Raw genomic sequence first — 11,573 nt, 5'->3', positions numbered from 1 at the left:
TGTCGAGACACTCGTGTTTCCGCAGCCGCCGGTGGCGACGGACCCCTATTTCAACCGAGAACTGGAACCGGGTGAGTGCACGCCGGTGACATATGAAGTCGGCCTGGCCAGCACGGACATGTTCGCCATGTTCGTTGACGTCTTCTCGAGCGCAGACAGAGGTGGGAGGGTCAGGGTGACGACGAAGCTGAGCTCGATCGCACAGCCCGTTTTCGCCTGTGGCGGTAACGGAAAGGTCGCGAGCGTAGCGGGGCTGCTAGACCGTCGGCGCGCCTTTGTTCTGGCATTGGAGAACGTCAAGGTGACCAATATCGAGGGTCCGTCCGGCTGGAAGTATGTGCCCGGCAGCGCCAGACTTCCCATCGGCTGTGGAGCCGCCAGAACCGCCAGCGTGAAGTTCGATGACGACCTGCCCGAGGGGCAACAGCTAACGCTCACTTATGACTGCGACTGCTCGTCCCCATGATCAGCTTCAAGCGCATCCCGGTACCTCCGCGACCGGGCGCGGCGCGAGCCATAGAGCGCATGTGCGCGGTAACCGACCCCAATGCAATCCGACGAAGCAAGGACCAAGCGATGACCGAGTCTGCGCCTATTGATCCGACCAGTCTGTCAAACATCGCGCCAGCCCCCAACACCTTTCGCCGTAAGCCGGCGTTCACACAGCCCAGGCTCACCTTCATGGAGCCCAAGCTGACGCCGAGCGGTGATCTGCGGGGCGTGATGGCAGAGCCGGGGTTCTTTTCGCCGAGCTTCAACCCCCTCACCCCCTCCTAGCGCTTGCGCAAAATGCCTTGAGCTAGCCAACCCGGGACTCGCTCGTGACAACGCTCGTCGTGGAACTGACGGATCGGTGCAATCTGCGCTGTGGGCACTGTCCATCCGGCCGACACGGCGGCGGGCACGCGCTCACCATGGCGCTCTTGGAGCGGGTCCTTGCCGAGGCGCGGGGTTGCGGCATCGACTGCTTCGCATTCACGGGCGGTGAGCCCCTGCTGCACTCGCCGTTTGCCGATGTGATCCGGATGACCGCGGCCGCTGGTATGGACTATGCGCTGGTAACCAACGGCTGGTTATTGCCAAAGCACCTGCACGTGCTGCGATCGCACAGCGAACGGCTGCGCATGATCACATTGAGCCTGGACGGTGCACGTGAAGCCACCCATGACGCCCTGCGCGGCCGCGGCTCCTTTCGGCGTGTGATGCAAGCGGCAAGCGTCTGCGTGGTTTACTGCCTGCCATTCAATTTCAACATGGCGCTGACCCGGGACAACCGGGCCGAAGCGGCCGAGCTGGTGCGGCTCGCCGGCCGAATCGGTGCCCTGGGCGTGCGCTTCGGCCACCTGATGAGCGACCCGCGCCCCGCTGCCCGCGGCCTCGAGCTGACGCCCGCAGAGCGCAAGGCACTGGATGTGGAACTGCGGGCGCTGCGGGCGGCGGGCGAGTTGCCCGTCGTCTTCGCCCCGGGCGGTTGGAGCGAGGACCTCTTTCCGTGCTCGGTGCTGCGGGGAGATGAGTACAACCTGGACCGGCACGGCCGACTCGGCCTCTGTTGCCACCTCTCCGGCTTCGCCGGTGAAGAACAGGCGGTCGCCGCGGACCTGCGCGAGACTGGCCTCGCCGGCGGGCTGGTCGCGCTGAAGCGCCTGCGTGACGCCCTGCGGCAGGAGAAGCGGCAGCGCAAGGCGTTCGGCGACTGGCGCGACGACGACAACTTCCCCTGCTGGTACTGCGCAAAGCGATTCGGCGCAGTCGACTGGATCCACGGCCAGCCCGCGCACCCCTGGTTCGATGCCCTCACCGGCGCGGGCGATATCCCCGGCCCGCGATAGCGGGTGGTCACCGGGTGAGGCACGTCCGGGGTTGGCGCCGCGGCCGCGGCACGGCGCTTCCACGCCCCGTTTCGGTCATTCGGCACACGCGTACGCTGACTCCGGGAGATGACGCCATGAACATTCACCAGCTGCGACGCCTGGCGGCGCTGACCTTGGCCATGGCCTGTGTCGCTGCAACCGCATGGGTGGCTCCAGCAGGGGCCGGGCCGACAACCAGCCAGTCCGGCCGTCTCGACTTCGCCGGCGCCGCAACCGAGCCGCTCGTGGAAGACTTGGTCGATCTGCTCGCGGCAGCCCAATACGTGCGCAACGTCCAGGAGCCGGAGGCGTCCCAGAACAGCATCATCTCGGTGCAGCGTATCGGCGATGCGCTACGCACGCACCGGGGCGTCGCCTGCGTGCTGCTGGCCCGGCGCGAGCTCGGCGCAGACCGGGTCGCCCTGAAGGCGCTGTACGTGCTGGAGGGGGACCCCATCGCGGCGCACGGGGCCGAGGCGCCATCAGCCAACGACAGCCCGGGCCGGGGCGCCATCAGGCTGGATCTCGACGACGAGGCCGGCCGAGCGCTGCTGGCTTCCCTGCAGGATCATCTCGGGCCACTCGTGACGCCGACTGGGGCACCGACCGGGGCGATTGCACGGGAGGCGCCGTTGGGCGCGGTGCTCGACGCCCTGGCGTCGCCCGGCCAGCTGGCCTACGTGGTGCTCGCCGCGCGAACGGGCGGGTCGACGCTTACGGCCGGCACTGTCTTCGTAGTGCCGGACGTGCTGCGGATCAGTATCCGCGATACCGCGGGCGGCAGCGCCGCTGGAAAATCCGCGACCATGGCGCAGCCAGAGGTGAAGCTCGTCCCGCATCCCGACGGCGGCCCCCCGCTGATCAAGTTTCAATTCGACCCGAGGCAATACGAGGTCACCGAGCAACAGCGATGACGGCTCTGGTTTCGTTGCCGCCATCGGCGGCGCACCCGGCCGACGCGGTGCCCGCCGTGGCCGGAGTGCCGGTCTTGCTGGAGGCGGAATCGCCAGCGCTTGCTGAACGTCTTGCGGCGTGGACGCGGCGGGGCCTTGCGCTGACGGACGGACAGGCGACAGAGGCGCCACTGCACATCGAGGTGCGCTCGCGAGCCGGGCGGCCGGCGCCGCCGCCCGAGGCGATTGAGATAGTGGCGATCGGTGACTGGCGGATGCTGTGCAGCCGAGACCGCGTCTTTGCATGTTTCACGCATGCACAGGGCGTGCTGAGCCCGGCAGCCGGACGCGCGCTGCTGTGGCTGGCAGAGGATTGGTGGCGGGAGCCGCTCAAGCTGCAACAGGTGCCGTGGCTGTGCACGTTGGCGTGGCTGCTGCGCGAGCGCGACCGCTTCGCGCTGCACGCGAGTGCCGTGGCGCGCAATGGAACCGGGCTGTTGTTCGCCGGTGAGTCCGGCAGCGGCAAGAGCAGTTCGGCGCTCAGCCTGATTCACGCCGGCTGGGACTGGCTGGCCGACGACGTGGCCCTGTTCCAGCCGGGGGATACCCCGCACCTGCATGGCATCGCACGGGGCTTCGGCTTTCATCCCGCGCTCGCCGAGCGCCTGCCGGCGCTCCCCAAGGAGCCGACTGCGAACAAGCACTTCGCGGCCCTCGACGGCCTGTACCCGGGCAGGCGCGTTGCCGCCTGCCGTCCCGCCGCCGTGCTGCTGCCGCGTGTCACGGGTCAGGCGACGAGTCGCCTGTCGCGCGCCTCACCCGCGGCAGCCCTGCTGGCCCTGCTACCGGCCAGCGGCATTCTGCTTGCCAGCGGGACGCCGGACCGGGCACAGGCGCACCTGCGCGCGCTGGGCGGCCTGGTGAGCGCTGTACCGGCCTATCGGCTGCACGCCGGGCAGGACATTTTCGGCAACGGCGCCGCGTTGGAAGCCCTGCTGGCTGTACACGGCGTCGGCCGACCGGGATGAGTCAACCGGGCGCGGACACGACGAGACCGCACGCAACGCCAATCCGGCGGCCGGCGTGTCGCCCTCCAGGGCGAAACGGTTAGGGATCGGCCCAAGACCGGTCTCGGCATGTTCACGTCGCTGCACTCGTGCTTCGCCGCGGAAATTCCGAGACCGGCGTCCTTCGTTGTCATTGTCGTAATCGAAGTCGTAATCGCATATCCGCACGGTTGAGACGACGATTACGACAACGACAACGACAACGACAACGCCCTGAGAGGGTCTCGGGACTTGCGCACTGTTGCACGAGCGAGATGCTTAGTAACAACCGCCACCAGCGGATGCATCACGCCGTATCACCAGCTCGGCCGCGGACAGCTCCGCGGCGAGCCGCAGAACGGCGGCATCCGCCTGCTCCCGCTCCACATCGAAGTGCGCCATCAGGTCATTGGCGGCCGCCGACAGTGGTTGCTGTTGCTCGATGAGCTTCCAGATCCTGAGACCACTGCCATTGAGATTGAAATACTTATAGGTTGCGAGATTGAGGAGCACCGCTTCGGTTCCCCCATCAGATCCTGGCAGCTCGGTGACGATGACATCCGGATTGGGTGCAAGGCGGGTGTCGAGCGTGATGGGCATGGGTGAGTGCTTGTCGCGTGGCAACACAGACCGTTCGATTATCTCGCCATGGCGCCTGCACGCCATGCGCTCGCCGGCCATCGTCCGACACAGCCGCCCGCAAACCGGACCAACCGCCACGCCCCAAAAACCCTTTTTTTGACAGGCACATGTGGGCGCCAGACCTTCGCGTGCGCCAAGACAGAGGCAGGCAAGCATCCTCCCCTTCACTGGCTCACTGTTGCAGCGACGCTCCGACTCTGCCGAGACCGCGAAAGTATTTGGAGTAGTCAGCTATTGATAAGCGTAACCCGACAATGAACGGGTTCCCCTGCCGCAACGTCGGGCTACGCCGCGCTAACCCGACTACCATAACCGTATTTCCGCGCGAAACATGCGCGGCGCCGCCGCGCCGCGCACCGATGCGCCCTCAGGCTGCGACGGCAAGCGCCTCGCGCTCGATCTGCTCACCGGACAGGCGGTGGCGCTCCAGCAGTTCCTCGGGGGTGGCGGAGTGCGGCTCGCCGGCTACGCCCACGTGGAAGACGCGGCCGAGGCGGCCGACCTGGGCCGCCACCGCGTCGCCGAGGCCGCCGTCGCGGTTGTGGTCCTCCACCACCAGCAGGGTGCCGGTGATCTCGATGGCCTCCTTGAGCGTCGCCACGTCCAAGGGCTTGACGCTGTAAGCATCGATGACGCGGGTGCGCAGCCCTTGCTCGCGCAGCCGCTTGGCGGCAAGCAACGCGGTGTGCACGGTGATGCCCGCGGCCACCAGGGTCAGCTCGTCCTCGTCGGTGGCGTCGAAGGTCTTGCTGCCGCCGATCTGGAATTCCTCTCCGGGACCGTAGATGACCGGCGTCTTGCCGCGGGTGGTGCGCAGATACACGATGCCCGGATGCGCGAGCGCGGCCGCGGTGAGATTGGCCGCGCTGACGGCATCACACGGATAGAGCACGGTGGCGGCGTCCAGTGCGCGGAACATGGCGATGTCCTCCAGCCCCATCTGCGAGGCGCCGTCCTGGCCGATGGACACGCCGGCGTGGCTGCCGCAGACGAGCATGTGCGGCGCACGCGAGTGCACGGCCATGCGGATGAAGTCGTACGCGCGGGTGAGGAAGGCCGAGAAGGTGGCGACACAGGGCCGCTTGCCGCTGGCGGCGAGCCCGAGCGCGGCGCCGAACAGGTTCTGCTCGGCGATCTGCCCTTCCACGAAGCGCCGCGGGAACTTGTCCGCGAAGCCCTGGGTGCGGGTGGAGTTCTTCACGTCGCCGTCCAGCACCACGAGATCGCCGTAGGCCTCGCCGAGCTGCACCAGGGCGTCGCCGAAGGCGGTGCGGGTGGCCACCTCGTCGCCGATGTTCCAGGGCAGCTCCAGTTGCGCAGGGGCCTGCGCCCCCTCGCCGCCGATGCGCATGGTCACCGCCGGCTGCATACCCGCCGGCACCCGCCTGGGCTCCACCTGCATGCACACCTTGTCGGGCGCATTGATCTCGGCCAGCGCCGGTCCGAGCTGGTCGGGGTCCAGCGCCTTGCCGTGCCAGCCCTCGGCGCCCTCCAGGAAAGAGACGCCCTTGCCCTTGACGGTGCGGGCGATGATGGCGGTGGGGCCAGGCTCGCGGGTGGCGGCCAGGGCAGCCAGGATATCGGCGTAGTCGTGGCCGTCGATCTCGATGGTGCGCCAGCCAAATGCCTTGAAGCGGCCGGCCAGCACCGCGCTGTCGTGGCCGTAGGGCGACGGGCCGCTCTGCTCCAGGCCATTCATGTCGACGATGGCGACGACCCGCTCAAGCTTGTGGTCGGCGGCGAACTGGGCGGACTCCCAGACGCTGCCCTCGGAGCACTCACCGTCGCCGAGCAGGCAGAAGTGCCGCGCCTCGATGCCGTCCAGCCGATCCGCCACGGCCATGCCGTTGACGGCGGCGAGCCCCTGGCCGAGGGAGCCCGTGGCCACCGGCACCCAGGGGTTGAGCGGGGTCGGATGGCCCTCGAGGTCGCTGTGGAGCTGGCGCAGGGTCATGATGTCGTCGTCGATGGCGCCGGCCTCATGCAGCACCGCCCAGAGGATGGGCGCGGCATGGCCCTTGGACAGCAGGAAGCGGTCCTGGTCCCGCGCCGGCCCCCCGTCCGAATCGTGGCCGGCCCAGGGGTGCCCCGGGTCCCAGCGCATCTCGTGGAAGAACAGCGCGCTCACGATGTCCGCGCAGGACAGGCACGAGGTGGCGTGCCCCGAGCCCGCAGTCGTGGTCATGCGCAGCACCTCGGCGCGCAGCCGCGCCGCCTCGGCCGCCAGCGGACCGGCGTTGTCCACGGCCACGAGCTCGCGGGTGCGCTCGGCGAGGCCCTCCAGCAGTTGCTCGTAGGGGTCGTTGAACTTCTGCACGCCCTCGCCCACCAGCTGGTCGGCGACGGACTCCATGTCGATGCCGAGCAATTGCTCCACCCGCTCCACGGTGGCCTCGGCCTGCGGCGCCGTCTCGGACAGGGTGGCGGCCACCTGGCCGTGGTCGTCAAAGGCATCGGCGGTGGCCTCCGGCATCGTGGAGACGGTGTAGGGGCCGATCAGGGGCTCGATGTAGTGCACGTCCGACAGGCTCGGGTCCTTGATGCCGGTACTGGCCCAAAGCACCCGCTGGGGCTGGGCGCCGTGCTCGGCGAGATTCTGCCAGCGCTCGCTCTCCAGCACCTCGCGGAGGCGCGCGTAGGCGAGCCGGGCGGCGGCCACGGCGCTGCGGTTCATCAGGGCCTCGGCCTCGTCGCGGATCGACGCGTCCACCTCGGGCTGGATGCGGTGGCGCAGCCGGGCGTCCACGGCGACGTCGATGCGGCTCAGGAAAAAGCTCGCCACCGAGCCGACGTGGTGCAGGTCGCGGCCCTCGCGCAGGCGCCGCTCCTGCGCCCGCAGGTAGGCCTGCAGGGTGTCCTCGTAGGCATGGAGGCCGAACAGCAGCGTGATGTTGACGTTGATGCCCTCGGCGAGCAGCGTCTCGATCGCTGGGATGCCCTGGCTGGTGCCGGGCACCTTGATGAGCAGGTTGGGCCGGCCGACGGCCTGCCACAGCCGGCGCGCCTCGGCGATAGTACCGTCGGTGTCGTGGGCGAGGTGCGGCGAGACCTCCAGGCTCACGCAGCCGTCCACGCCGACGCCGTCGTTCATGCATTCCTCCCAGCGTGGCAGGAACAGGTCGCAGGCATCGCGCACATCGTCCACGGCGAGGCGCTCGTAGATGGCGTGTACGTCGATCTCGGCATCGCCGGGGGAAGTGGCCTGCTGCGCGACCAGGATGCGCCGGTCGTAGGCGGCGCGGTCCGCGGGCGAACTGCCGAGCATCGCCTTGGCGAAGATGGCGGGGTTGGACGTGATGCCCGAGAGGCCCTGCTCGCGGATACGCCGTTGCAGGCTGCCGTCGTCGAGCATGCGCCGCGACAGACTGTCCAGCCAGTAGCACTGGCCGTGGTTGTGGAGTCGAGCCAGGGGGCTGGTGGATTCGCTGGTGGCCATGGGAAACCTCCGGTGGTGCTCTTGTGGGGTGGGCTCTACTGGGATGGGGCATCGATGCTCGTCCACGCCGGCCCGTCGGCGACCCGCGTCTCCGGCGCCCGAGCCTGATGCCGGTGCCTGATGCCGGTGCCGCTGGGCGCCGGTGACGGCGGCCGGCGGTGGCGCATCGCCCCGTTATCCACTTAACGCCAGCAAAGGCCGGACCAGCGGCGAGCACGCGCTGGCGGCCGAACGCGCCGGGCGCCGCGGCACCGCACGCAACAGGAACCCCACCCTGCCCCGGCGCGCGCTGTCGGCCGCAGCCCGCCAGCCGCAGCGCACCAGCCCAATGGAGTTGACCGGTGGAGTTGCACCAGCGGCCGGTTCATAGCGCCCCAATCGGCAGTGTCGCCGTCGGGCACGAAGCCCGCCGGGCACAGGGACCGCGGCGAGCGCGGCAATCGGCACCAGCCTTGCAACAGCGAGTGCGGCGTGCGGCGCCCGCGGCACACTTCGTGACCGGCCGCTGGCCGCCATCCATTCTTGACTTACAGGGAGACTTCGATGTCGTACCCCATGATCACGCCCATCGTGGCACTCGTCGCCGGGATCCTGATCCTGGTTCGCCCGTCGCTGCTGAACTACATCGTCGCCATCTATTTGATCATCGTCGGCATCGTGGGCCTCTTGAACATCGCCGGCGTCTGACGCCTCGGTACCCACAGGCGTACCAACCGTCCCCCCGGTCCTGCCCAACCGCGCCTGCCTTGGACACGCTAAGGATCAGGGCGGCGGGCGGGGCGCCGGGTCGGGCCGCATCGACAACGGAATCCATAGGAGCAGAATCGATGGCAGCGTCCTCAGACACCTTGCACGAAGCCGCCGGCGACCTCAGTGCCCACACCCGCAACATGCATCGCGCCCTGGTGTCGCTCCAGGAGGAACTGGAAGCGGTGGACTGGTACCGCCAGCGCGCCGACGCCAGCGGCGACGAGGCGCTGCGCGCCGTGCTGCTGCACAACATGCGTGAGGAGATCGAGCACGCGGCCATGGTGCTGGAGTGGCTGCGCCGCAACGACGACAGCTTCGACCAGCACCTGCGCACCTACCTGTTTACCGAAGCGCCCATCACCGAGGCGGAAGAGGCGGCCACCGGCGGCGACTCGGGCGAGGGCGAGCCAGCCCCGGCACCACGGGCACCGACCCCGCCTGGCCTGACGCTGGGCAGCCTGAAGCCCGAGCGGAGGTGACGCCATGTCCAACCTGAACCGCAGCGCCGCCGGCCTCGATGAGGCCATCTGGGAGCGTATCGACGCCGCCGCACTCGAGGCCGCAGCCGCGCGGCTCACCGCGCGGCGCTTTCTGGACGTCGACGGCCCCTACGGGCTCGGCCTCACCAGCATCGAGAGCGGCCCGGAGGCGCGCATCACCGAGCCCGACCAAGCGGCGCCGAACGGCGCACTGGCCGCCACCATCGGCAGCCAGTCCCTGCCGGTGCCCATGCTCCAGCAGCCCTGCGCGCTGAGCGTGCGGCGGGTGGAGGGGCACCGGCAGCTCTCCCTGCCACTCGACCTGCGCCCAGTGGAGGATGCCGCCGAGGCGGTGGCGCGCAGCGAGGAGCGGATGATCTACCACGGCGTACCGCAGCTCGGCCTGGACGGCCTCACCACCGTCGCCGGCCGCGCCACGGCGCCCTGCGGCGACTGGAACGACCTGTCGCGGGCGCTCGCCGACGTGCTCACGGCCGTCAACCGTCTGGACGCCAACGGCTTCAGCGGCCCCTATGCCCTGGCACTGGCACCGGAGCGCTACAACGCCCTGTTCCGCCGCTTCGAGTGCAGCGACATGCTACAGGTGGACCACCTGCGGCGGCTGTGCGAGGCGGGCCTGTACAAGGCACCGGTAAACGGCGGCGTGGTGGTGGACCCGCGCGTGGGCAACCTCACCGTCGGGCAGGACCTGCGCGTGGGCTTCTCCGCCAACGACGGCGTGCATCTGAAGCTGTTCGTCTCCGAAAGCCTGGTGCTGCTGCTGGACGAGCCCGGCGCCATCTGTACGCTGGAGCCGGAGGGCGGCTGAGCCGCAAGGCACCCCGCGCCCCGGTGAGCGTTGCTTGCGGGGCAGGATGCCCCCGGCCGCTGTCGAGCGATGGCGACGCACGCCAAAATGTCCTTCAACGCCACCTGGTCCATGGCGGTGGGTGGCATGGTGGGGGGTGGCATCTTCTCGGTGCTGGGTGTGGTCATCGAGACAGCCGGTGGCTGGGCCTGGCTCAGCTTCCTCATCGCGGGGGTCATCGCGCTGATCTCCGCGCACAGCTACAGCCAGCTCACCGTCAAGCACAAGGAGAGCGGCGGCGCGTTCATTTACCTGCGCAAGCTGGAGCGCCACACGTTCGCGGGGTCGCTCTCCTGGCTGCTGATCCTGGGCTACGTCCTCACCATCTCGGTCTATGCGTTCACCTTCGGTGAGTACGTGGCCCATGTCTTCAACGTCGGCCCCTGGCTGCCGCGGGTGCTGTCGCTCGTGGTCATCGGCGCCTTCACGGCGCTCAACCTGCGCGGCGTCGGCGACATCTCCCGGGCGGAGATCATCACCGTCTACGGCAAGCTCTTCGTGCTGGTGGGATTGGCCGCCTTCGGCCTGTGGCAGTGGAACCCCGAGCAGCTCTCCGCCGGCATCGGGCCCAAGCCCTGGTACGCCGCGCTCGTCGGCGCCGCCACCATCTTCATGGCCTACGAGGGCTTCCAGCTCCTGAGCTACGACTACCACGACATGCGGCGCCCCGACGTGACCCTGCCCTGGGCCGCCATCCTGGCGGTGCTCGCCGTCATCGTCGTGTACATCATGGTGACCCTCGGCGCCGCCATGCTGGTGGGCGCCCGGGCGCTGGTCGAGCAGAAGGAAGTCGCGCTCTCCGTCGCCGGGCAGCAGGCGCTGGGCCTGACGGGACTGGGGCTGGTGACGGTGGCGGCGGCCTTCTCCACCGGCTCGGCCATCAACGCGACCCTGTTCTCCACCAGCCGGCTGATGCAGAGCGTCAGCGAAGGGGAGGAGCTGCCCCCCGTGTTCGCCCGGCAGAACAGGGCACGCGTGCCGCACTACGCCATCGGCTTCATCGGCGTCGCCGCGGCGCTGCTGGCCGCGGTAGGCGATCTCAGCACCCTGGTGGAGGCGGCGAGCCTGATCTTCCTGCTCACCTTCGGCATCGTAAACGTCATCGCCTTCCTGGAGGACGTCCCCGGCGCCGCGCTCTGCCTGCTCGGCGCCACCTTCTGCGGGGCCGCGATCGGGGTGTCGGGCGTCCAGCAGTTCCTGCAGGCCCCGTACGTAACGGGGGGCATGCTGCTGTTCGTGGCGCTCATCTTCATCGCCAGGCCGTGGCTCGTGCGCAAGCACTGACACAGCCGTCTACAGGTCACCCTAGGGTCATTCCTCCGCTTCCAGGGCATCCGCGAGCGCCCGCAACAGGCCGGCGCCATCGCCTCGCCAGGCGCTGCCGTGCATGCAGGCGAGGGTTGCGGGGTTAGTGGTGGCCAATCGCTCCACCATCTGACGCGCCCTGGTGGTGTGCGAGAAGTAGTCCATGCCGCGCCGGAACGCCTCGCTCGGCCCGAGAATATCGGACTCCGTGATCGGCGGCAGATCGGCGCCACCCTGCGTGAACAGGTCCCCGCAAAGCAGGGTGTGCGTCTGTTCTTCCATCAGCCAGATACTGATTGAA

General features: G+C 69.0%; 12 protein-coding genes. 9 read left to right on the top strand and 3 right to left on the bottom strand.

Annotated features, from left to right (window positions below):
- The 5 genes from LJE69_RS09675 to LJE69_RS09655 all read left to right on the top strand — a co-directional run.
- A partial coding sequence (locus LJE69_RS09675) for a hypothetical protein (RefSeq protein WP_296924326.1) occupies positions 1 to 466 on the top strand: 466 nt, incomplete at its 5' end.
- Complete coding sequence (locus LJE69_RS09670; protein WP_296924324.1) at positions 463 to 777, top strand: hypothetical protein; 315 nt, start codon at positions 463 to 465, stop codon at positions 775 to 777. The genes LJE69_RS09675 and LJE69_RS09670, both read left to right, overlap by 4 nt.
- 44 nt (positions 778 to 821) lie before the next feature.
- Entirely contained in the window at positions 822 to 1,832 is a 1,011-nt protein-coding gene (locus LJE69_RS09665; RefSeq protein ID WP_296924322.1) for a radical SAM protein, read from the top strand.
- 116 nt (positions 1,833 to 1,948) lie between these two features.
- Positions 1,949 to 2,767, top strand: coding sequence for a hypothetical protein (locus tag LJE69_RS09660; protein ID WP_296924320.1), 819 nt, complete (start codon positions 1,949 to 1,951; stop codon positions 2,765 to 2,767).
- A 305-nt stretch (positions 2,768 to 3,072) separates the two neighbouring features.
- A complete protein-coding gene (locus LJE69_RS09655; RefSeq protein WP_296924318.1) occupies positions 3,073 to 3,774 on the top strand; it encodes a hypothetical protein in 702 nt (233 codons plus the stop codon).
- Between the two features lie 297 nt (positions 3,775 to 4,071).
- Here LJE69_RS09655 and LJE69_RS09650 read toward each other — a convergent pair whose 3' ends face one another.
- Together LJE69_RS09650 and LJE69_RS09645 are read right to left on the bottom strand one after the other, a co-directional pair.
- Complete coding sequence (locus LJE69_RS09650; RefSeq protein ID WP_296924316.1) at positions 4,072 to 4,392, bottom strand: PqqD family protein; 321 nt, start codon at positions 4,390 to 4,392, stop codon at positions 4,072 to 4,074.
- A 409-nt stretch (positions 4,393 to 4,801) separates the two neighbouring features.
- Positions 4,802 to 7,870 carry a transketolase gene (locus LJE69_RS09645; RefSeq protein WP_296924314.1) on the bottom strand — a complete coding sequence of 1,023 codons (3,069 nt, stop codon included), beginning with the start codon at positions 7,868 to 7,870 and terminating at the stop codon, positions 4,802 to 4,804.
- Between the two features lie 543 nt (positions 7,871 to 8,413).
- Here LJE69_RS09645 and LJE69_RS09640 point away from each other — a divergent pair.
- The 4 genes from LJE69_RS09640 to LJE69_RS09625 all read left to right on the top strand — a co-directional run bounded on the left by LJE69_RS09640 (position 8,414) and on the right by LJE69_RS09625 (position 11,251).
- Positions 8,414 to 8,557 (top strand): DUF3096 domain-containing protein, encoded by a 144-nt coding sequence (locus tag LJE69_RS09640; protein ID WP_296924312.1) that lies wholly within the window; start codon positions 8,414 to 8,416, stop codon positions 8,555 to 8,557.
- Positions 8,558 to 8,697: 140 nt separating this feature from the next.
- On the top strand, positions 8,698 to 9,099 hold the full coding sequence (locus LJE69_RS09635; RefSeq protein ID WP_296924310.1) for a ferritin-like domain-containing protein: 402 nt from the start codon (positions 8,698 to 8,700) through the stop codon (positions 9,097 to 9,099).
- 4 nt (positions 9,100 to 9,103) lie between these two features.
- Positions 9,104 to 9,928, top strand: a complete 825-nt coding sequence (locus tag LJE69_RS09630; protein ID WP_296924308.1) for a family 1 encapsulin nanocompartment shell protein — start codon at positions 9,104 to 9,106, stop codon at positions 9,926 to 9,928.
- 87 nt (positions 9,929 to 10,015) lie between these two features.
- Entirely contained in the window at positions 10,016 to 11,251 is a 1,236-nt protein-coding gene (locus LJE69_RS09625) for an APC family permease (RefSeq protein ID WP_296924306.1), read from the top strand.
- Positions 11,252 to 11,278: 27 nt separating this feature from the next.
- Here the strand turns inward: LJE69_RS09625 and LJE69_RS09620 are convergent, their stop codons facing one another.
- Entirely contained in the window at positions 11,279 to 11,554 is a 276-nt protein-coding gene (locus LJE69_RS09620; RefSeq protein ID WP_296924304.1) for a hypothetical protein, read from the bottom strand.
- Positions 11,555 to 11,573: the final 19 nt, after the last annotated feature.

The organism is Thiohalocapsa sp., from assembly GCF_022340605.1.
Taxonomy (GTDB): domain Bacteria; phylum Pseudomonadota; class Gammaproteobacteria; order Chromatiales; family Chromatiaceae; genus Thiohalocapsa.
The sequence above is the reverse complement of the archived record's forward strand: the minus strand, read 5'-3'. Positions and strand labels throughout refer to the sequence as shown.

Excerpts from the sequence above, each read along its gene's own strand:
- LJE69_RS09670 (WP_296924324.1), top strand. The coding sequence starts at position 463 with ATGATCAGCTTCAAGCGCATCCCGGTACCTCCGCGACCGGGCGCGGCG.
- LJE69_RS09660 (WP_296924320.1), top strand. The coding sequence starts at position 1,949 with ATGAACATTCACCAGCTGCGACGCCTGGCGGCGCTGACCTTGGCCATG.
- LJE69_RS09650 (WP_296924316.1), bottom strand. The coding sequence starts at position 4,392 with ATGCCCATCACGCTCGACACCCGCCTTGCACCCAATCCGGATGTCATC.
- LJE69_RS09645 (WP_296924314.1), bottom strand. The coding sequence starts at position 7,870 with ATGGCCACCAGCGAATCCACCAGCCCCCTGGCTCGACTCCACAACCAC.
- LJE69_RS09640 (WP_296924312.1), top strand. The coding sequence starts at position 8,414 with ATGTCGTACCCCATGATCACGCCCATCGTGGCACTCGTCGCCGGGATC.
- LJE69_RS09635 (WP_296924310.1), top strand. The coding sequence starts at position 8,698 with ATGGCAGCGTCCTCAGACACCTTGCACGAAGCCGCCGGCGACCTCAGT.
- LJE69_RS09630 (WP_296924308.1), top strand. The coding sequence starts at position 9,104 with ATGTCCAACCTGAACCGCAGCGCCGCCGGCCTCGATGAGGCCATCTGG.
- LJE69_RS09625 (WP_296924306.1), top strand. The coding sequence starts at position 10,016 with ATGTCCTTCAACGCCACCTGGTCCATGGCGGTGGGTGGCATGGTGGGG.
- LJE69_RS09620 (WP_296924304.1), bottom strand. The coding sequence starts at position 11,554 with ATGGAAGAACAGACGCACACCCTGCTTTGCGGGGACCTGTTCACGCAG.